This is a genomic window from Pseudomonas sp. UF-293, from assembly GCF_058245595.1.
Window position 1 is genome coordinate 51940 of the sequence record NZ_JBSICA010000001.1, and the last position, 20824, is coordinate 72763.

The following is a 20824-nucleotide window of genomic DNA, read 5'->3' on the forward strand; positions in this document are numbered from 1 at the left end:
CCAAGTCTACACCCCACGACGGGGCAGAACAAAACTCAACAGAAACAGCGCGGCTGCCGCCACCACGATCGAGGGCCCCGCCGGGGTGTCCTTGAACCACGACAACGCCAGCCCGCCGCACACTGCGAGCATGCCCAACAGGCTCGCGCCCAACGCCATCTGCTCCGGCGAACGGGCGTGACGCTGTGCCGCAGCCGCCGGGATGATCAGCAGTGACGTGATCAGCAATACGCCGACGATTTTCATCGCCACGGCGATCACCACCGCGATCAACAGCATCAGCGCCAGCCGCAGACCGGCCACCGGCAGGCCTTCGACCCGAGCCAGTTCTTCATGCACGGTGACCGCCAGCAGTGGCCGCCACAGCGTCACCAGCAACACCAGCACCGCGGCGGTGCCGCCGAGAATCCACGCCAGGTCGCTCGGACTGATTGCCAGCAAGTCGCCGAACAGATAGGCCATCAGGTCGATCCGCACTTCATGCATGAAGCTTAGTACCACCAGGCCGAGAGAGAGCGTGCTCGGTGCAAGAATTCCCAATAGCGTGTCGGACGCCAGTGGCTGGCGCTGTTGCAGCGTCACCAAAAGCACCGCCAGCAGCAGACAACCGACCGTCACCGCCACCGTCGGGCTGACATCCAGCAAAAAGCCGAGCGCCACGCCGAGCAGCGCGGCGTGGGACAGGGTGTCGCCGAAATAGGCCATGCGCCGCCACACCACAAACGAGCCGAGCGGTCCGGCCACCAACGCCAGGGCCAGACCTGCAAGCAGGGCATACAAGAGAAAATCAGCCATGCTTGCAGCCGTCTCCATGAACATGAGGTTGCCCGCCGAGCGGGCCTTTGACCACCGAACCGTGCAGGTCGTGGGCGTGGTCGTGATGGTGGTGATAGATCGCCAGGCTCGGCGCGTTCTTGCCGAACAGCTCGACGAATGCCGGGTCGCCGCTGACCTGCTCGGGATGCCCGGAGCAGCAGACGTGACGGTTGAGACAGACCACCTGATCGGTGGTGCTCATCACCAGATGCAAATCGTGGGACACCATCAGCACGCCGCAACCGTGGCGGTCGCGCAGACGGGTGATCAGGCTGTACAGCTCGGCCTGCCCGGCCACGTCGACACCCTGCACCGGCTCGTCGAGCACCAGCAACTCTGGCTCACGCAGCAGTGCCCGAGCCAGCAGCACACGCTGCATTTCGCCGCCGGAAACGCTCTGCACCGGGCTGTCGATCACATGTTCGGCACCGACTTCCTTCAACGCGGCCAGCGCACGCGGTCGATCGACGCCGGGCACCAGGCGCAAGAAGCGCAGCACTGACAGCGGCAGCGTCGGATCGACATGCAGTTTCTGCGGCATGTAGCCGACGCGCAGCTTCGGCTTGCGCCAGACGCTGCCGCTGTTCGGCTTCAGCAACCCAAGCACGGCGCGTACCAGCGTGGTCTTGCCGGCGCCGTTGGGGCCGATCAGGGTGACGATCTGCCCCGGCTCGACGCTCAGCTCGATATTGTCCAGCACGGTCTGTCCGGCAAACGTGACGGCGACCTGTTCCAGACGGATCAGCGCGTTGCTCATCAGGCCCCCTGGCAACCGGCGCACAGGCCGACCACTTCGACCGTCTGCGCTTCGACGATGAAACCGACGTCCTTGGCGCTGTTGATGATCGCGTCGCTGATCACTTTTTGTTCAAGTTCGATGGCGGCGTGGCAATCGCGGCAAATCAGAAACTGGCCCTGATGCGCGTGCTCGGGGTGCACGCAGCCGACGAAGGCGTTGAGCGAGGAGATGCGATGCACCAGGCCGTTTTCCAAAAGAAAATCCAGCGCACGGTATACCGTTGGAGGCGCGGCGCGGCGGCCGTCCTGCTCGCTGAGCACCGCAAGGATGTCGTAGGCACCCAGTGGCTTGTGACTCTGCCAGACCAGTTCCAGCACGCGGCGGCGCAGGGCAGTCAGACGCAAACCTTTCTGCGCGCACAAGGTATCGGCCTCGGACAAAGCGCTGTGCACGCAATGGGAGTGGTCGTGGGGACGGCTGGCAATCGGGGTAATAGGCATGAGCGGCGACGAGATTTGCTGGAGACGTTATTATGTTACCCGTTCTCGCTTCCTTGAGTGGTCATCGTGTCCCGACTTTTTTCTGTTTTTGTGGCTTTCGTTGCCAGTTTTCTGCTGATCGGTACGGCTCAGGCCGAAGTCAAAGTGCTCACCAGCATCAAACCGTTGCAGTTGATCGCCGCTGCGGTGCAGGACGGCGTGGCGATTCCCGAGGTGCTGCTGCCGCCGGGTGCCTCGCCGCACAATTACGCCCTGCGCCCATCCGACGTACGGAAGGTGCAGTCGGTCGATCTGCTCTACTGGATCGGCCCGGACATGGAAGGTTTCCTGCCGCGCGTGCTCAGCGGTCGCAGTCAGCCAAGTGTTGCCGTGCAGGATCTGCCGGGGCTGAAGCTGAGGCATTTCGGCGCTGACAATCACTCCCACGCCGAAGAGGCCGACGAGCATGATCACGATCATCGCCCCGGCTCGCTGGATGCACATTTGTGGTTGTCACCGGTCAATGCGCGGGTGATCGCCGACAAAATGGCCGCCGACCTCAGCGCCGCCGACCCGACCAATGCCCAGCGTTATCAGAGCAATGCCAAAGCCTTCGATGAACGTTTGGATGCGCTGGATCAGCGCTTGAAGAGGCGTCTGGCCAATGTCGAAGGCAAGCCGTACTTCGTCTTCCACGAGGCCTTTGATTATTTCGAAGACGCTTACGGCCTCAAGCACGCCGGGGTGTTCGCGGTGGCCGCCGAAGTACAGCCCGGCGCCCAGCATGTCGCGGCGATGCGCAAGCGTTTGCAGGAAGTGGGCAAGACCTGTGTGTTCAGCGAGCCGCCATTGCGTCCGCGTTTGGCCGAAACATTGGTGGCTGGCCTGCCGGTGAAACTGGCTGAGCTGGATGCGTTGGGCGGGTACACCCCGGCGACGGCTCAGGGCTATGAGCAGGTGTTGGAAAAGTTGGGCAATGATTTGGCGGGATGCCTGGAATCGCTGTAACAACACAAACCCTGTGGGAGCGAGCCTGCTCGCGAAAGCGGTGGGTCAGTCAGCAAAAATGCTGAACGGGCCGCCGCCTTCGCGAGCAGGCTCGCTCCCACAGGTTCATGTTTGCTTGGCGAATCTACTCAGAGGGCGAAGGGCAACGGTGTATTGACCTTCTGCCGCTGCGCCAGGCGCTGCTCAAACTCCTTGGGATCGTGAATCAACACGTCCTGCCCGGCAAACTGCTCCGCCGCGATCAACCGCGACAGCCAGAACCGCACACAGGCCACGCGCAACATCGTCGGCCACAACTCAGCCTCCGCCGCCGTGAACGGGCGCAACGCTGCATAAGCGCCAAGGAATGCGCGAGCACGCGGGCCATCGATCACGCCCTCCTCGTCCGAACACCAGTCATTCAAGGCAATCGCCACGTCGTAGAGCATCGGCCCCGAGCAGGCGTTGTAAAAATCGATCAGCCCGGTCAGGTGCGTGCCTTCAAACATCGCGTTGTCGCGAAACAGGTCGGCGTGAATGTTTGCCCGAGGCAGCGCAAGAATCTTCTCTTTGCGCTCGGTGATCTCATCCAACGCGTTTTGCAGCAAGGCACGCGGCTCATCGCTCAGGTGCGAGAGAAATTCAGTGCCCTCCTCCAGCATCCAGTCCAGACCGCGATCGGTCTTGCGCTTGATCATGCGCTCGCCCTGGGTCGCCAGGTGCAGATGCGCCTGCAGTTCGCCCACTTGCGCGCAATGCTGGGCGTTGGCGACCTTGATGTGCTTGCCCGACAGGCGCGGTTGCAGCAATGCCGGTTTGCCTTTGAGTTCGCGCAAGGCCACGCCGTCCGTGGTGCGCAGGGCGTAGGGCACCGGCAGATCAGCTTCGTGCAGCACGTCGAGCAGGTCGATGAAAAACGGCATCTCCTGCACCGGGCCGCGTTCGACCAGGGTCAGGACAAACTCGCCCTGCTCCAGGCTGATGAAGAAATTGGTGTTTTCGCTGCCGGCGGCGATCCCCTGGAAATCAAGCAGGCGGCCGAGCCCGTAAGGGGCGAGAAAGGTTTCCAGCTCGGGCCGAGCCAGGGGAGTGAACACAGACATTGAGAACTGCTCAGTTCTGGCGCCGCTATCGCGCGGCGCCTGTTGGAAAAATCAGGAAACTTACTTCCAGGTAAAAATTTCCCACGACGGAATCAGCATATCCGGCTGGTCGGATCTGATGTAATTGGCGTCCGAACCATCGGCGCGCACCAGGAAATACGGTTTGCCCTTCTTGGGCGTGACCTTGATCGCATAGACGAAGCCATTCCGGCTGTACTCCTGAATGGTCTTGTCGCCCTCCGTGCGGATGGTGACCTCGGGGTCGCCGCCCGGCGCATCATCCGCCGCCATCGCGGCCAGTGGTGAGACAGCGATCAACCCGACCAGCAGCAAGCGATTTAACGTACGCATGATAACCTTGTCCCTTTGTCGTCAACGGTCCCGCTATTCTAGCCCCGGACCCGCCGAAAAGGTTGATCCTGCTCATGAGCCAAGCCCCCCTCGTCCTGGTGGACGGTTCGTCTTACCTGTACCGCGCCTTTCATGCACTGCCACCACTGACCACGTCCAAAGGCCTGCCGACCGGTGCGGTCAAAGGCGTGCTGAACATGCTCAAGAGTCTGCGCAAGCAGTACCCGGACAGCCCCTTCGCCGTGGTCTTCGACGCCAAGGGCGGGACATTTCGCGATGAGATGTACGCCGAATACAAGGCCAATCGCCCGAGCATGCCCGATGACATGCGCGTGCAGATCGAGCCGCTGCACCAGAGCGTGATCGCCCTCGGCTTCCCGCTGCTGTGCGTGGACGGCGTCGAGGCCGACGACGTGATCGGCACCCTCGCCCGCAGCAGCGCGGCGGCAGATCGCCCGGTGATCATCTCCACCGGTGATAAGGACATGGCGCAATTGGTCGATGGCCACATTACCTTGGTCAACACCATGTCAGGTAGTTCGATGGATGTGGAGGGCGTTAAGGAGAAATTTGGCGTCGCACCGGAGCAGATCATCGATTATCTGGCGCTGATGGGCGATTCCTCCGACAACATCCCGGGCGTGCCGGGTATCGGCCCGAAGACCGCGTCCGGCCTGCTGGTCGGCGTCAACGGCGGTCTGACCGAGCTGTACGCCAACCTCGACATCGTGCCGACCCTGCCGATTCGCGGGGCGAAAACCCTGGTGGCCAAGCTTGAAGAGCACAAGGAAATGGCTTTCCTGTCCTATCAACTGGCGACCATCAAGATCGACGTGCCACTGGATATCGGCCTCGATGATCTGCAGATGGGCGCGGAAGATCCGGCCAAACTCTATGAGCTGTACACCCTGCTGGAATTCAAGAGCTGGCTCAATGATCTGGATCGCGATGCCAAGCGCCTGGAACTGAGCGCGGCGGCCGAGCCGGCGCCGGCGGGCGATCTGTTCAGCGCCCCGCAAGCCGAGGCACATGCTGTCCCTGCGGAGGCCGCGTACGAAACCATCCTCGATCAGGCTCGCTTCGACGTCTGGCTGGAAAAACTGCGCAACGCCAAACTGATCGCCTTCGACACCGAAACCACCGGCATCGACGCGCAGCAGGCGCAACTGGTCGGTCTGTCGTTCGCCGTGCAGGCCAACGAAGCCGCGTACATTCCGCTGACCCATTCCTACATCGGCGTGCCGGAGCAGCTGGATCGCGACACCGTGCTGCGCGCACTCAAGCCGATTCTGGAAGACCCGAACAAACTCAAGGTCGGCCAGCACGCCAAGTTCGACATGAACATTCTGGCCAACTGCGCCATCGGCGGCGATCAGAGTGAAGGCATCAGCGTGTGCGGCATCGCCTTCGACACCATGCTTGAGTCCTACGTGCTCAACTCCACCGCGACCCGCCACGACATGGACAGCCTCGCGCAGAAGTACCTCGACCACACCACGGTGAGCTTCCAGGACATCGCCGGCAAAGGCGCCAAGCAACTGACCTTCGACCAGATCGCCCTGGAACAGGCCGGGCCCTACGCCGCCGAAGACGCCGACATCACCCTGCGCCTGCACCAGACTCTGTTCGACAAGCTCAGCGCGATTCCGAGCCTGGCCAGCGTGCTGACTGACATCGAAATCCCGCTGGTACCGGTATTGGCGCGCATCGAGCGCCAAGGCGCGTTCGTCGATGCCGAACTGCTCGGCATCCAGAGCATCGAACTGGGCAACAAAATGGTCGCGCTGGAGCGTGAGGCCTTCGAAATCGCCGGGGAGGAATTCAATCTCGGCTCGCCGAAGCAGTTGGGCGTGATTCTTTATGAAAAGCTCGGCCTGCCGGTGCTGAAGAAAACCGCCAAGGGCCAGCCGTCCACCGCTGAAGAAGTGCTGGCGAAACTTGCCGAAGACGATCACCGCTTGCCGAAGGTGCTGATGGAGCACCGTTCCATGAGCAAGCTGAAAAGCACTTACACCGATCGCCTGCCGGAGCAGATCAACCCGCGCACCGGGCGCATCCACACTTCGTATCATCAGGCCGTCGCTTCGACCGGTCGCTTGTCTTCGAGTGATCCGAACCTGCAGAACATCCCGGTGCGCACCGCCGAAGGCCGGCGCATTCGTCAGGCGTTCGTCGCGCCAAAAGGCTACAAACTGCTGGCGGCGGACTACTCGCAAATCGAATTGCGGATCATGGCGCACCTGTCCCGCGACGAAGGCCTGATGAACGCCTTCCGCAACAACCTCGACGTGCACACCGCAACCGCTGCCGAAGTATTCAAAGTCGAGCTTGATCAAGTGAGCTCGGACCAGCGCCGCAGCGCCAAGGCGATCAACTTCGGTCTGATCTACGGCATGGGCGCGCAGAAGCTCGGCAAGGACATCGGCGTCGACACCAAGACCGCCAAAGCCTACATCGATACTTACTTCGCTCGTTATCCTGGCGTTCGCGAATACATGGAGCGTACCCGCGCGCAGGCAGCCGATCAGGGTTATGTCGAAACTTTCTTCGGTCGTCGCCTGTACCTGCCGGAGATCAACTCGAACAAGCCACAGGAGCGCGCCGCCGCCGAACGCACGGCAATCAACGCGCCGATGCAGGGCACGGCAGCGGATATCATCAAGAAAGCCATGGTCGCAGTGGACAACTGGCTGGCGACGTCGGGGCTGGATGCGCGGGTCATCCTGCAGGTGCACGATGAACTGGTGCTGGAGGTTCGCGAGGATCTGGTCGAGCAGGTCAGTGCCGAGATTCGCCTGCACATGAGCGAAGCGGCGAAGCTCGATGTGCCGCTATTGGTCGAAGTCGGGGTCGGCAACAATTGGGATGAGGCGCACTGAGTATTGCGCTGCGTTGCCGCGACTTGCTGTCGCGGCAAGCCCGGGAAACGGGCTTAGAACGATAAATGCCTGAGGCTATTCCAAAGCTTTTTGAAAAAAATCTGAACTAATCTGTTGATCGAACACTCAGAGGTACTGAATGGCTGGTGAAGCCCTTCGATGCTCCTATGTTGTGTTAAGTGTTGGCAGATATCTGAACCCCGCCCTAGCGGTTCGGAACTTGAACCCCGGAATTTCTCCCTCCCCAATGAAATCCGGGGCTTTTTTTGCCAAAAAATCGGCTGTAGCGCGGCCTAGCTGCGTTAAAAGCATCGCTAAAAAATGCTCATTTAGGTCCCCTAAAGTCGAGCGCGACCCCGGCCGTTTTAGCGCTGCTTTTGCCTTGCCTGGCCACACTACTACCAATTTTTCCCCATTCCGAATTTACTCTGCGGCGGCCTCGGTGTTTTTGTCTGCCAGTTCCATCCAGTCGGCCAATACGGTGTAGGCCTCTTCCAGGCCCATGCGTTTTGGTGCGGAGAACAACTGGATGGTGATCGAGTCGCCCCAGCCTTTGCGGATTTCCGACTGTACTTTCAGCAGGGTGTTCTTGGCTGCCCCGTAGGTGAGCTTGTCGGCTTTGGTCAGCAGGATGTGCATCGGCATGCCGGCGGCGACGGCCCAGTCGAGCATCAGCAGGTCGAAGTCGGTCATCGGATGGCGGATGTCCATCATCAGAATCAGACCTTTCAAACTCTCCCGACCACCGAGGTAAGCCTCGAGGTGGCGCTGCCAGTGTTGCTTGAGCGGGATCGGTACTTTTGCATAACCGTAGCCCGGCAGGTCGACCAGACGGCGATCTTCGTCTAGCTTGAAGAAGTTCAACAGCTGTGTGCGACCCGGAGTTTTCGAGGTGCGCGCCAGGCTGGCGTGGGTCAGGGTGTTCAGCGCGCTGGATTTGCCGGCGTTGGAACGACCGGCAAACGCCACTTCGAAGCCTTCGTCGTCTGGGCATTGATCGACTTTGGCGGCACTGAGCATGAACGTGGACTGTTGGCACAGGCCGAGGATGGGATTCTTGAGTTGCATGGGATTTCCGATGTGGGCGGCGCCGGGATTGGGCGCGGAACGCGGTGTCGCTTCCGTTTCAGTGACGCCAGTATATAATGCCGCAGATTTTGTGTGTGCTTTGTCCCAGCGAAGGATGAAGTTCACGAGAGCGACAGACTTTGATTGCGCATTAGAACGCAGAACGCTCTCAACCCTGAAAAGGTCGTTTTATGACGAAATGGCTGCTGGCTGCCGGAGTCTTGATGCCGCTTTACAGCGCACAGGCTACACAGGATCCGGAAGCTGTGTACAACCGTGTTTGTGGTGCCTGTCATTCCGGCCAACTACCCATGGCGCCCGCAAGAGGCGATCAGGAAGCTTGGACGCCGAGGTTGGCGAAAGGTATGGGGACGCTGGTGCAACACGTGACCCAGGGTTTCAAGGCGATGCCGCCGCGTGGTTTGTGCATGGACTGCAGTGCCGAGGATTACCAGGCCATCATCCTGTGGATGAGCGAGAGTAAGCCCGGTCCATAACTTAACCCTTAGCCGTAGTTGGATTAGCTGATGAACAAATTGATCGTGAGTCTGCTGTTGACCGTGGGAATTTCAGGTCTCGCCCATGCTGCCGGCGATGCCGCAGCAGGCCAGGCCAAAGCTGCCGTTTGCGGAGCCTGCCATGGCCCGGACGGCAACAGCATGGCGCCAAACTTTCCGAAACTGGCCGGTCAAGGTGAACGCTACCTCGACAAGCAATTGCACGACATCAAATCGGGCAAGCGCGTGGTGCTGGAAATGACCGGGCTGCTGACCAACCTGAATGATCAGGATCTGGCCGACATCGCCGCGTACTTCGCCAGCCAGAAAGGCAGCGTCGGCGCCGCCGATCCGAAGATCGTCGCTCGCGGTGAAGCGCTGTTCCGGGGCGGCAACCTGGAAAAAGGCCTGCCAGCCTGCACCGGCTGCCACTCGCCGAACGGCGCCGGCAATGCTGCAGCAGGCTTCCCGCACCTGGGTGGACAGCATGCGCAATACATCGCCAAGCAACTGACCGATTTCCGCAAGGAAGAAGGCGGTCGCGCCAACGACGGCGACGCGATGACCATGCGCACCATCGCGCGCAAGCTGAGCGACGAAGACATCGCCGCTGTTTCCAGCTACATCCAGGGCCTGCATTGAGACCCTGCTTCGAGGGTTGAACGAGGCGCTTGACGCCTGCCACGTTAACGCTCGATTAATCCTTCGCAGCAAGTATAAAAAGGGTGGCTTTGGCCGCCCTTTTTTGTGGCCGCTGCCGTTACACTACAGCACTCATGCCCGCCAGGATCTGTGTCGCAACAGGTCGAGCGAGGCGACCCAAATTGTTCAGGAGTAAAGCATGCGTAATCTGATCATCAGCGCCGCCCTCGTCGCTGCCAGCCTGTTCGGCGTCACCGCCCAGGCCGCTGAAGCCCCTGCCGCCCCTTACGTTGAACTGGCCAACCCGGTGCCGGTGGCAAAGCCTGGCAAGATCGAAGTGGTCGAGCTGTTCTGGTACGGCTGCCCGCATTGCTACGCTTTTGAGCCAGTGATCAATCCATGGGTTGAAAAACTGCCGTCCGACGTCAACTTCGTGCGCATTCCCGCCATGTTCGGCGGCCCATGGGACGCTCACGGCCAGATGTTCCTGACCCTCGAAGCCATGGGTGTCGAGCACCAGGTGCACAACGCCGTGTTCAACGCAATCCAGAAAGAACACAAGAAGCTCACCGACAAGAACGACATGGCTGACTTCCTCGCCACTCAAGGCGTGGACAAGGACAAGTTCCTCGCCACCTTCGACTCGTTCGCCATCAAAGGCCAGATCATCAAGGCCCGAGAGCTGGCCAAGAAGTACGAAATCACTGGCGTGCCAACCATGATCGTCAATGGTAAATACCGCTTCGACATCGGCTCTGCCGGTGGTGCCGAGCAAGCATTGAAGCTGGCTGACGATCTGGTCGCCAAAGAGCGAGCGGCTAACAAGGCTGCTGCCAACTAAGCCCGGCATTCGCCATGCGCCGCTGGAAGTCCGAACGCATCGTTGGCCTGCATGATCCGCAGGTCAACGAGCATCACCTGGCGTCTACGGGCCTGCCTGCAGACCAGCGTCTGCGCTTGCTCAGCTTCAACATTCAGGTCGGCATCAGCACCGAGCGCTATCGGCATTACCTGACCCGCAGCTGGCAGCATCTGCTGCCCCACACCGGACGTTCCGGCAATCTGCAGAAGATCGGCGACCTGCTCGGCGACTTCGATCTGGTCGCCCTGCAGGAAGCCGATGGCGGCAGCCTGCGTTCGGGCTACGTCAATCAGGTCGAACATCTGGCCCACCTCGGCGCCTTTCCCTACTGGTATCAACAACTCAATCGCAACCTCGGTCGACTGGCCCAGCACAGCAATGGCGTGCTCAGCCGCCTGAAGCCGTGGGCGATCGAGGACCACCCCCTGCCCGGCCCGAAAGGTCGCGGCGCGATCCTGCTGCGCTTCGGCGAAGGTCCGGAAGCGCTGGTAGTAGTGATGATGCACCTGGCCCTCGGCGCGCGGACGCGCAGCCTGCAACTGGCCTACATTCGCGATTTGATCAGCGGCTACAAGCATCAGGTGCTGATGGGCGACATGAATACCCATGCCAGCGACCTGCTCGAACACTCGCCGTTACGCGATCTCGGCCTGCTGGCCCCGCAGGTGGAAGCGACCTTCCCCAGCTGGCGCCCACAGCGTTGCCTTGATCATATTCTGCTCAGCCCGACCCTGACCCTGGAAAAGGTCGAGGTGCTGGCCCAGCCCATTTCCGATCACCTGCCGGTCGCGGTGGAAATTCGTCTGCCGGGTTCGCTCACGGCCGACGCATTGCCCGCGTTGAGCCCTGCCCCTCGCGGAACCTGTGAATGAGCGACGACGCCCAGCGCTGGAAAGAGAAGTACCTCAAGAGCATCGAACAGCAGGACAAGCTTGAGCGCCGTTGGGCCGCGCGACTCGATCTGCTGCGACGCGGTCTGGTGCGCAGCACGCTGGCGGCCGAGGGCACCGACAAGGTCGTCGATCAATGCATGAAAGAAATGCGCGAAGTCGTACGTACCGATGACATGGACGCCGGCCTCGCCGCCCTGCTGCCGCGCCTGGAAAAAGCCGTGCTCGATTCCGAGCAGCGCCGTGAAACGCGCATCGATCAGGTCAGCACCGCGCTGACGGCGCTGGTCACCCAGTTGCAGGCCCTGCCATTGCCGCGCGAAGTGGCGCAACCACTGAAGAAATTCGCCAAGCAACTGGACAGCCGCGTCGGTCAGGCACGGGAAATGCCGCTGCTGCTGAGTGAACTCAGTGGCTTGCAGGGCAAGGCCTTGAGTCAGTTGGAGACGCCGGCCGAGCCGGGCCGGCCGGGGCTGTTGCAGCGTCTGTTTGGCAGCCGTGACGGCGAGGAAGCCGCTGCACCGGCTGCAGACATACCAGCAACACCAGTGCCGCAGCCGGTCGAAGCCCGGCCACCTGAACCGGAGCCTGTGCAATCAGCACCGGTGGCCAACGCTGAGCCAGCGATCGCAGCACCCGAGACCATCATCGAGATACCTGTCCAGACGCCGCCTGATGAGCCGGAAGTCGTGGCGTTCGCTGCGCCTGTGGTCGTCGTTGAAGCCGAGCCAGCGCAGGTTGAACCAGCCGCTGACGCCGAGATAACCGTCGCTGCGCATGCAACCGAGGCATTCAACCCCGATGAACTGAGCCACCCCGGCGATCCGTCGCCGCTGATTCTCGATAGCCTGCCGCTCCCGGAGCCGATCGCTCAAGCCTTGGCCGCTGTCGACCCGGAGCAGTCGGAACACGACATCCTCTTCGCTCTGCCGGATTCTCCGGAGCCGTCCTACAGTTCCGTGGCCCGACATATCGAAGACACGCTGATCGGCCTGCTCGACGACCTGACCCTGCCCGAGCGTCACCGGCCGCAAGCCGAAGCCATGCGCGAACGACTCAAACACGGGCTGAACTGGTACGAGCTGCTGCCGATCCTCGACGATCTCGCGACCTTGATGCTGGCGATTACCGACAGCGGTCAGCACGAATTCGAAGCTTATCTGCAACAGCTCAACGAACGCCTCGAAGCGTTTCAGAGCAACCTGCAAGCGGCCAGCGAAGGGCATGCCGACAACAGCTCGGCGGCGCGGGCCATGGACACTCAAATCCGTGAACAGGTCGACGGCTTGCAGAGCAGCGTACAGCAAGCAGCCGACCTCGATGACCTCAAGCATGTGCTGGAGAATCACCTGGAAGGCTTGCTCGGAACGATGGACCAGCACCAGAAGCAGCGCGACGCCCGCGAGCAGGAAGTCGCCGGCAGGTTGAAGAGCCTGTCGGAGCGCGTGGCGCATATGGAACAGGAAGCCTTGGGTTTCCGTGAACACCTTGAAGAACAGCGGCAGAAAGCCCTGATCGATCCGCTGACCGGTCTGCCCAACCGCGCGGCGTGGAGCGAACGCCTCGAGCATGAAATCCAGCAATGGCAGCAGCACGGCAACACCCTCAGCCTGGCCATGCTCGACCTCGATCATTTCAAGCGGATCAACGACAGCTACGGCCATTTGGCCGGCGATAAAGTGTTGAAAATCATCGCGACGGTCTTGCGCAAGCGTCTGCGCGGCACGGATTTCATCGCCCGCTTCGGCGGCGAAGAGTTTGTGCTGTTGCTACCGGCAACGCCGCCTGCGGTTGGCGCGAAGCTGCTGGAAACCCTGCGCGCGGCGATCGAAGCCTGCCCTTTTCACTTCAAGGGCGAGCGCGTGACCATCACGATTTCCATGGGACTCGCATCATTCAGGACAGGAGAACACAGCGATCTGGTGCTGAAAAGAGCCGATCAGGCGTTGTACCGGGCAAAAAACGCCGGACGCAATCGAGTCGAGCTGGGCTGAGGCAATTGTTCCAATTTGTTTAAATCCGCCCGCTGGCGGACTCTGAGCAAATCCGTACGTTACACTGTTGCATTATCATCTTCAGCGTATCGTCCTCTGCCATGAAATTCCTTGCCCTTGTTGCTTCGTTGCTCGTTCTCGCCGGTTGCGCCAGCGGCCCGCGTTACGAAACCAGCCACCCTTCGGCCAATTACGACAGCCGCATCCAATTCGTCGTGGTGCACTACACCTCGGCATCGCTGGAGCGTTCGCTGCAACTGCTGACCCACGGCGACGTCAGCAGCCACTACCTGATCGGCGATGATAAAAGCGCCACCATCTACAAGTTGATGGACGAAAACCAGCGCGCCTGGCATGCCGGCGAAAGTCAGTGGCAGGGCCGCACCTGGCTGAATTCCAGTTCCATCGGTATCGAAATCGTCAATCCCGGCTACAAGGACACCCCAACCGGGCGCCTTTGGTATCCGTACAGCGAAGCGCAGATCCAGTCGCTGATCACCCTGCTCAAGGACATCAGCCAACGCAACGGCATCAGCCCGCGACACATCATCGGTCACAGCGACATCGCACCGCTGCGCAAGCTCGATCCGGGGCCATTGTTCCCGTGGAAACGTCTCGCTGATGAAGGCCTCGGCCTGTGGCCGAACGAGCAAGCGGTGGCGCGTCAGCAGGCGGTTTTCAACACCAACCCGTTGCCGGAGGTCGGCTGGTTCCAGGCGCAACTCGCGCGCCTGGGTTACGACACGCCGCAGACCGGCGAGCTGGACGTCGCCACGCGCCATGTCCTCGCCGCGTTCCAGATGCATTACCGCCCTGCCCGGTTTGACGGCACGCCGGATGCACAAACCGCAGCACTTCTGCTGGTCCTCAATCAGACAAAATAATGACGCCCGCCCGACGGTCAGGGCGAAATCGCAATCAGCAGCTATAACTCATGGTAATTCTTCGGAAAATCCCTGATGGCTGCGACCCGAGAGACGCTGCGTAGCTGGTTTTATCGCCCTGTTTTTTTGGCGATGATCGCGGCTGTCCTCAGCGCCAGTCTGCTGATCGCCGGCGGTATGTTCGCGGCGATGCGCCAGATGGAAATGCGCGAGAGCCAGGAAATGAACGCCCAAGGCGAGCGTTTCCTCGCGCGCCTCGAACAATTGTTCGGCCAGTTGCGCGAAAGCCTCGACGACCTGGAAGCCCAGCCCTTGCGCGGCTGCGACGAGGAAATGATTGCGACGTTGCAGCAAGTCACCTTCAACTACCGCTTCGTCTATGAAGCCGCCTACATGGACGCGTCGCGGTTCTGCTCCAACCGTCCGCGCCAGGAAGGTCTGTCCCTGGTGCGTGCGCCGGACATTCAGGGCCCGACCTACAGCTATTGGCTGAACACCACCACCGAACCCGATGAAAACCGCGCGGCACTGATGCTCGGTCGCGGCAACTTTCGGGTCGCCACCTCGCGCGGACATTTGACCGACATGGTCGATCTGTCGCCCGGCAGCAGCCTGCTGGTAGTGCTCGATCACGGCAGCCGGGCGATCCCGGTGCTCGGTACCGCACAGACCTGGCCACCGACCGAACCCTGGCCACCGAAGAGCCTTGATGCGCTGCAAGTCACGCAAACGCGATTGATCTACCGCATGCCCACCAATAACCCGGAATATCAGTTGGTACTGATCACGCCGCGCACGGGCATGCACGTCCCGGCGGTGTGGTGGTGGCTGTTGCCGGTGTGCCTGATCGCCGGGGCTGTTGTCGGCTTTCTGACCTTGCTGCTGGTGCGTCAGCGCCAGTCACTGGATGCCGAGCTGCACGGGGCGATTCGTCGGGGTGAGTTGCAGGTGCTGTATCAGCCGATTTTCGATCTCGACAGCCGCAACTGCGTCGGCGCCGAAGCCCTGCTGCGCTGGCGGCGTCCCGACGGCACACTGACCAGTCCCGACCTGTTCATTCCGATGGCGGAGAACACCGGACAGATCCGGCAGATGACCGACTTCGTCTTGCAGCGTCTGCTCGAACAGCTGGGTCAGTTACTGCGCGCCAACCCGCAACTGTACATCTCGGTGAACCTCGCAGCCTGCGATGTCATGGTGCCGCGCATCGGCCAGGTCATGGCGCGCCTGCTGGCGTTGCACCGTGTCGCCGCGCGGCAGATAGCCTTCGAAGTCACCGAACGCGGCCTGATCGATGTGGTGGTGGCGCGGGAGAACCTGCAAGCCTTGCGCGACGTTGGCCATCAGGTGCTGATCGATGATTTCGGCACCGGCTATTGCAGTCTCGCCTACCTGCAGACCCTACCGGTGGATTGCCTGAAAATCGACAAGGCGTTTATCGATGCGCTGGGCCATGACGCGGCGAGCAGCGGCGTCGCTCCGCACATCATTCACATGGCGCAGGCGCTGGATCTGAAAGTGATTGCCGAAGGCATCGAGCTGGAATCGCAAGCGACATTGCTCAGCAGTGAGGGGGTCAAGTTCGGTCAGGGCTGGTTGTTTGCCCACGCACTGAGCGCCGTGCAGTTCATTGAACTGATCACCCGCGGCAGACGCCTCGCCGGACGGCGTATGGATGATGAGGCTTAAACGGCCAGCGCCATGTAGAACTGAGTACCCTGCCCCGGCCGCGAATAGACGCCCATGCGCCCGCCGTGCAACTGGACGATTTCCTTGCACAGTGCCAGGCCAAGGCCGGCGCCGCCCTTCTTGCGCCCGACCTGCACAAAGGGCTCGAAGATTCGCCCTTGCTGACCGTAGGCAATGCCTTCGCCGTTGTCTTCGACACTGATGATGACCCGCTCGCCATGGCGGCGCGCCTGCAGACGGATCTGCCCGTCGCGGGCGGTGTGGCGCAAAGCGTTGTCGATCAGATTGTCGAGGACTCGATCGAGTTGTGCCTGATCAGCCTGCAACCTAGGCAGCGGGCCTTGAATCTCGACGTTCAGCGCAACACCTTTGGCCGCAGCCACGTCGGCAAAGCGCAGTTGCGCCTGCTCCAGCAAGTCCTCGATGGAACATGGCGCCAGGGTAAGTTTCTGCAGACCGTTCTGGTAGCGCGAGAAATTCAGCAAGTCGTTGATCAACTGCATCAGACGCTGCATTTCTTCGTTGACGGTATCCAGCAGGTCAGCTTCACGCGACTCCGCCGGGAATTTCGCCCGCTCGCGAAACAGCCCAAAGGCCATGTGCATGCCCGTCACCGGCGTGCGCAGTTCATGGGAAGCGCGCAAGACAAACTCGCTACGAACCCGCTCAAACGCCCGTTGCTCGGTAACGTCGTGCAGGACCATGACCGCACCGAGAATATGCCCCTGGGTATGGCTGACCGGCGTCAGGCTATAAGTCAGCAGGCGCGATTCGCCATCGACTTCGATGCTCAGATCTTCCGGAGCCCGCTCCAGCGTGCCGCCGCGCAGCACCAGTTGCAGTTGTGCATCCAGCTCCGGGCGGCCGAGTGCGGTGCCCAGGCCTTGGCCGAGTCGATCGTCTTCCCAGCCCAATTGGCGCTGAGCTACCGGATTGAGGTGCTCGAGCTGGCCTTGGCGGTCGATCATCAGCAAGCCGTCGTCGATACTGTCGAGCACCGCTTGCAAACGCTGCTGACCGGCCAACAGTTCGTCGACATTCATCGCCTGGTGTTCACGCAACGCCTCGGCCATCAAGCCGAAGCGGCGCGACAGCAGATTGACTTCCATCGCCGTGGAAATCGGCAGGGTCACGTCATAATTGCCCTGGCCGATGTTGTCGGCGGCCTTGGCCAGCGCTTCGATCGGCGCGCCGAAGCGTCGGGCAATGCCCTGGGCGGTGACGAAGCCGATGATCAGCACCGCCAGCCCGACCAGGCCAAGCAGCCCGGCAATCAGCAAGGCACGCTCGCGAGCGGCGTGTTGCACCTCATTGATACTGTCCAGCGCGTGTTTGTGCTCAGCGATCAAACCGTTACGGAGGATATTGAAGCGCTCGCGGAAATCCGCGCTGGTGCTGGCGTTCTTCGCCGCTTCGGCGGTCACGTCGAATGAAGCGAGGAAGTTCAGGTAGTCGGCCTTGGCCTGGCGGAAACCGTAAGGCTGGTCATCGCCCTCCGGCTGCTGGGCGATGCCTTGGTCGAGCAACTCGAAGTAGTGTTGCTTGGACGCTTCGAACGCAACGGGATCAGGCTTTTCGGCGAGCATGATGATCAATTGATCACCGAGGGTCTGGCGCAGCTTGAGCCCCAGATCCAGGGTGACGAAGTTGCTGCGCACCAGCGCTTCCTGCGACCCGGCCATCTGCATCACGCTGACCAGCCCGAGCAAGAGCCCGAGCAAGGCCACGGTGATCAACGCAGAAATGCTCAGGAACAGGCGCGTGCGCAGCTTGATCGCCAGTTTCATCGCGCAGTGCTCACAGGTTGTACTGCTTGCGTTTGCGGTACAGGGTCGAGGCGTCGATGCCGAGGGTTTTCGCCGCTTGGTCCAGGGTGCCGGCGGTGGCCAGAACCGCGCCGATGTGCGCTTTCTCCAGCTCGTCGAGGCTCAGCGCCGCGCCGACCCGTGGCGCATTGTTAGCCGGTTGTTCGGCCATGCCCAGGTGGCTGATTTCCACGCGTTCCTGCGGGCAGATGATGCTGGCCCGCTCGACCACGTTGCGCAGCTCGCGAATGTTGCCCGGCCAGCGATAACCGAGCAGCGCCTCCCGCGCTTCATCGCTGAAGCCGCGCGCTGGGCGTGCGTACTCTTTGACGAAACGTGCAAGGAAACGATCGGCGAGGGTCAGGATGTCTTCGGCGCGCTCGCGCAGGGGCGGCAGATGCAGGGTAATGACGTTGAGGCGATAGAGCAGATCTTCGCGGAAGCGGCCGTCGCGGACCATGTCTTCGAGGTTGAGGTTGGTCGCGGCGAGAATGCGCACATCGGCGCGGCGAGTGACCGGATCGCCGACCCGCTCGTATTCCTTGTCCTGAATGAAGCGCAGCAACTTTGGCTGCAACGTCAGGGGAAAGTCGCCGATCTCGTCGAGAAACAGCGTACCGCCGTCCGCCTGGTTGACCCGACCCAAAGTACTCTCGCTGGCGCCGGTGAACGCGCCACGGCTATGGCCGAACAGCTCGCTTTCCATCAGCTCGGCAGTCAGCGACGGGCAGTTGATGGTCACGCAGGACTTCTTCTCGCGCTTGCTCCAGCCGTGGATCGCACGGGCCAGCTCACCTTTACCCGTGCCGGACTCGCCAAGGATAAGAATGTTGGCGTCGGTGCTTGCGACCTGACGGGCCGTCTCCAGCACGACTTTCATCGCCGGGCTGTGGGAATCAAGGCCGTCTTTCGGTTTGCGGATCTCGCCTTCCAGCGCTTCAAGGCGCGCGGAGAGCTGGCGCACTTCCAGTTGCTTGGCGGTGGCCAGACGCAGTTGATCAGGGCTGCACGGCTTGACCAGGTAATCGGCGGCGCCGGCCTGAATTGCGTCAACGGCGGTGTCGACCGCCGAATGGGCGGTGACAATGACCACGCGCATCCACGGCGCCTGAATGCGCATCTGCGCAAGGACATCGAGACCGTTGTCCTCGCCCAGACGCAAATCGAGGAAGCACAGGTCGAAAACCTGGCGTTGCAGCAATGCCTCGGCCTGAGTTGCACTGTTGGCCGTGGCTACCGTATAGCCCTCGTCTTCGAGGCAATAACGAAACGTACGCAGGATGGCGGATTCATCATCCACCAGCAGAATGCGGCCTTGTTGCTCAGTGGCAGATTCCATTTTTCCTACGCTCCATAGTGATTAGTCTTGGGTTAGTCCCGGAAAAATCGGGCAAGTTGCATGGTTGATTCTGAACGATACCAGCCATAGGAGGGTAGCTCTCTACTGCCATAACGGCCAATTCATTGATTTCGTTAAGTTTTAAGACATTCTGCATTTTGCAGGGCAGATCCTGCGTCCTCTTCTGACATCTGCGTACCGGTAGCAATTCCATATCATCGAAATTTCCTACGAAATAATCGTGCATTGCGCACGACTGCAGAAGAGCCATCGTGCAGGATGCGTCGCAGGAAATTTCTCATCCGCATATAAGTCATTGTTTTTATTGATGTTTCTGTACATCAAAAAACTGGCATGCAGGCTGCAATACCTCACTCAGCCCGGGCAGAACAGCACTGCCCCAACCGAACAAGCGTGAGGAACACAGGATGACTCGCCCAACCGCCGCCCAAGTACGTATTTCGCCACTGCAGATCCAGCAAGGTCTGTTCGGTGTACTGGCGTTGTTGATCACCCTGATCGTCTGCCAGCAATACATGAGCTGGGAAAACAGCCGTAAACCCGAGCCACTGATTTCGATGCAGCACAGCACGCAGAAGCACTTCAGTGCCGTGAGCAGCAGCCAGGCCGAAAACGCTTCGATGCACATGATTGATGTCGACCAGGCACAGCCGCTGGACCAACTGCCACGGGAAGAGCGCTGGGTCTTCTAAGTCGTTGAACACATTCGGACGCCTGAGCGTCGGAAACCGGAAACACCCCTAAATAGAGAAGTAAGGAGAATCACCATGTTGAGCTGGGCAATTACATTCTTGATCATTGCCATCATCGCCGCCGTTCTGGGCTTCGGTGGTATCGCGGGCACCGCCACGGGTATCGCCAAGATTCTCTTTGTCGTGTTCCTGGTGATGTTCATCGCTTCCTTCTTCTTTGGCCGTCGCGGCCGAGGTTAACGATGATCGGTCTCAAGACATTGGCCGCCGCCCTGCTTCTGGGCGGCAGTGCCATGGCCATGGCGGCCAATGACGGCCAGACCCGGGTCAACGAACTGCTCGCCTCCGACGAGCAGTACCGTGAAACCTGGGAAGGCGTGATCAAAAAGGAAGAGCGCGTACCGGAATGGGTGATCAACCTGTCCGGCACCTCCGAACAACAGATGCATGCCGTTACGGAAGATGGCGACCAGTATCTGGTCGGCCCGCTCTGCGAGAATCAGGACAAGTGCCTGAATCACCGTTTGATTGTCGCCTTCAGCTTCGACAAGGATGACGCCTACGCCATGCTGGTCGATGTGCCGGAAGGTCTGCCGCAGGACAAGTCGCCTACGCGCCACGCGACTTATCGCTTCTTCGGCAAGCCTGATCAGGGCATGCAGGATCTGCTGATGGAAACCCTGAAGAAAGATCCGAAGTGGTACTGATGCAGGACGCACAAGGTTTTCGAACACGAAAGCAGCGCCCCGCTGCTTTCCATTGCGCCGCCCGATGAGGGTCGGTGCATGACCAGGGGGCCGGGACGTTCTGACTGATACAGGGTCGGAGTGACCTACGGGTACAGGGAGTACCTGCGCAAGGGCCGGGTCAGGGTAAAAGCTGCGCCGCAGGTTCGTCGACCCGATGGTCTGACGAATCTGCGCTGGGCTTTGAATGTGCTAAAGCATTGATCCAGTACGCCAATCCCCTCTATTGATCGTCGACACTGCGCAAGAAAACATTTCGCGGTGTTTCCTCGCGACCGTATATCGACAAAGATCGCGCTCGTTCGGAGTGGCCTCTAGTCTTGCGAATCAGACTTTTTCAG

Annotated in this window: 20 protein-coding genes; 12 read left to right on the plus strand and 8 right to left on the minus strand. The window is 60.8% G+C overall.

The genetic code is table 11. The features are described from left to right. Positions 1 to 6: 6 nt before the first annotated feature. The 3 genes from znuB to AC4IHP_RS00285 are packed head-to-tail and all read right to left on the minus strand — an operon-like array spanning position 7 to position 2055. Positions 7 to 795 (minus strand): zinc ABC transporter permease subunit ZnuB, encoded by a 789-nt coding sequence (gene znuB, locus AC4IHP_RS00275; RefSeq protein ID WP_400502107.1) that lies wholly within the window; start codon positions 793 to 795, stop codon positions 7 to 9. Next, positions 788 to 1573, minus strand: coding sequence for a zinc ABC transporter ATP-binding protein ZnuC (znuC, locus tag AC4IHP_RS00280; protein ID WP_101159662.1), 786 nt, complete (start codon positions 1571 to 1573; stop codon positions 788 to 790). The genes znuB and znuC overlap by 8 nt, the downstream gene beginning before the upstream one ends. Further along, positions 1573 to 2055 carry a Fur family transcriptional regulator gene (locus AC4IHP_RS00285; RefSeq protein ID WP_434767268.1) on the minus strand — a complete coding sequence of 161 codons (483 nt, stop codon included), beginning with the start codon at positions 2053 to 2055 and terminating at the stop codon, positions 1573 to 1575. The genes znuC and AC4IHP_RS00285 overlap by 1 nt, the downstream gene beginning before the upstream one ends. 66 nt (positions 2056 to 2121) lie before the next feature. On the opposite strand from AC4IHP_RS00285, the gene AC4IHP_RS00290 reads away from it, so the two are divergent. After that, entirely contained in the window at positions 2122 to 3042 is a 921-nt protein-coding gene (locus AC4IHP_RS00290) for a zinc ABC transporter substrate-binding protein (protein WP_490830601.1), read from the plus strand. Positions 3043 to 3170: 128 nt separating this feature from the next. Here AC4IHP_RS00290 and AC4IHP_RS00295 read toward each other — a convergent pair whose 3' ends face one another. Further along, positions 3171 to 4124 (minus strand): homoserine kinase, encoded by a 954-nt coding sequence (locus AC4IHP_RS00295; protein WP_490830602.1) that lies wholly within the window; start codon positions 4122 to 4124, stop codon positions 3171 to 3173. Positions 4125 to 4184: 60 nt separating this feature from the next. Next, positions 4185 to 4475 (minus strand): DUF2782 domain-containing protein, encoded by a 291-nt coding sequence (locus tag AC4IHP_RS00300; RefSeq protein ID WP_024014988.1) that lies wholly within the window; start codon positions 4473 to 4475, stop codon positions 4185 to 4187. Positions 4476 to 4549: 74 nt separating this feature from the next. Between AC4IHP_RS00300 and polA the strand changes: the two genes are divergently transcribed. Beyond that, positions 4550 to 7354 (plus strand): DNA polymerase I, encoded by a 2805-nt coding sequence (polA, locus tag AC4IHP_RS00305; RefSeq protein ID WP_490830603.1) that lies wholly within the window; start codon positions 4550 to 4552, stop codon positions 7352 to 7354. Positions 7355 to 7777: 423 nt separating this feature from the next. Here the strand turns inward: polA and yihA are convergent, their stop codons facing one another. Beyond that, positions 7778 to 8422, minus strand: coding sequence for a ribosome biogenesis GTP-binding protein YihA/YsxC (yihA, locus tag AC4IHP_RS00310; protein WP_150637305.1), 645 nt, complete (start codon positions 8420 to 8422; stop codon positions 7778 to 7780). A 191-nt stretch (positions 8423 to 8613) separates the two neighbouring features. Here yihA and AC4IHP_RS00315 point away from each other — a divergent pair, with 191 nt between their 5' ends. From AC4IHP_RS00315 to AC4IHP_RS00345, 7 genes are all read left to right on the plus strand, one after another. Beyond that, complete coding sequence (locus AC4IHP_RS00315; RefSeq protein ID WP_016772347.1) at positions 8614 to 8919, plus strand: c-type cytochrome; 306 nt, start codon at positions 8614 to 8616, stop codon at positions 8917 to 8919. Between the two features lie 30 nt (positions 8920 to 8949). After that, a complete protein-coding gene (locus AC4IHP_RS00320) occupies positions 8950 to 9561 on the plus strand; it encodes a c-type cytochrome (protein ID WP_460122615.1) in 612 nt (203 codons plus the stop codon). A gap of 199 nt (positions 9562 to 9760) precedes the next feature. Continuing rightward, a complete protein-coding gene (locus AC4IHP_RS00325; protein ID WP_460122613.1) occupies positions 9761 to 10402 on the plus strand; it encodes a thiol:disulfide interchange protein DsbA/DsbL in 642 nt (213 codons plus the stop codon). 14 nt (positions 10403 to 10416) lie between these two features. After that, the gene (locus AC4IHP_RS00330) at positions 10417 to 11295 is read left to right on the plus strand and encodes an endonuclease/exonuclease/phosphatase family protein (protein WP_024014985.1); all 879 of its coding nucleotides are present in this window, start codon (positions 10417 to 10419) and stop codon (positions 11293 to 11295) included. Beyond that, entirely contained in the window at positions 11292 to 13307 is a 2016-nt protein-coding gene (locus AC4IHP_RS00335) for a GGDEF domain-containing protein (RefSeq protein ID WP_490830604.1), read from the plus strand. The genes AC4IHP_RS00330 and AC4IHP_RS00335 overlap by 4 nt, the downstream gene beginning before the upstream one ends. 101 nt (positions 13308 to 13408) lie before the next feature. Beyond that, a complete protein-coding gene (locus tag AC4IHP_RS00340) occupies positions 13409 to 14191 on the plus strand; it encodes an N-acetylmuramoyl-L-alanine amidase (RefSeq protein ID WP_490830605.1) in 783 nt (260 codons plus the stop codon). Positions 14192 to 14266: 75 nt separating this feature from the next. Continuing rightward, positions 14267 to 15880, plus strand: a complete 1614-nt coding sequence (locus AC4IHP_RS00345; protein ID WP_490830606.1) for an EAL domain-containing protein — start codon at positions 14267 to 14269, stop codon at positions 15878 to 15880. Here AC4IHP_RS00345 and AC4IHP_RS00350 read toward each other — a convergent pair. Together AC4IHP_RS00350 and algB are read right to left on the minus strand one after the other, a co-directional pair. Next, positions 15877 to 17667: an ATP-binding protein gene (locus tag AC4IHP_RS00350; RefSeq protein ID WP_460122604.1), complete on the minus strand. Its 1791-nt coding sequence runs from the start codon at positions 17665 to 17667 to the stop codon at positions 15877 to 15879. The two genes, AC4IHP_RS00345 and AC4IHP_RS00350, sit on opposite strands and share 4 nt — an antisense overlap. Before the next feature lie 10 nt (positions 17668 to 17677). Further along, positions 17678 to 19024, minus strand: a complete 1347-nt coding sequence (gene algB, locus AC4IHP_RS00355; RefSeq protein WP_460122602.1) for a sigma-54-dependent response regulator transcription factor AlgB — start codon at positions 19022 to 19024, stop codon at positions 17678 to 17680. Between the two features lie 428 nt (positions 19025 to 19452). On the opposite strand from algB, the gene AC4IHP_RS00360 reads away from it, so the two are divergent. The 3 genes from AC4IHP_RS00360 (at position 19453) to AC4IHP_RS00370 (ending at position 20444) form a co-directional block, all read left to right on the plus strand. Then, a complete protein-coding gene (locus AC4IHP_RS00360; RefSeq protein ID WP_039757148.1) occupies positions 19453 to 19737 on the plus strand; it encodes a hypothetical protein in 285 nt (94 codons plus the stop codon). A 75-nt stretch (positions 19738 to 19812) separates the two neighbouring features. Beyond that, positions 19813 to 19977: a DUF1328 domain-containing protein gene (locus tag AC4IHP_RS00365; protein ID WP_003177151.1), complete on the plus strand. Its 165-nt coding sequence runs from the start codon at positions 19813 to 19815 to the stop codon at positions 19975 to 19977. 2 nt (positions 19978 to 19979) lie between these two features. Continuing rightward, the gene (locus tag AC4IHP_RS00370; RefSeq protein ID WP_460122599.1) at positions 19980 to 20444 is read left to right on the plus strand and encodes an inhibitor of vertebrate lysozyme family protein; all 465 of its coding nucleotides are present in this window, start codon (positions 19980 to 19982) and stop codon (positions 20442 to 20444) included. The last annotated feature ends 380 nt before the right edge of the window (positions 20445 to 20824 follow it).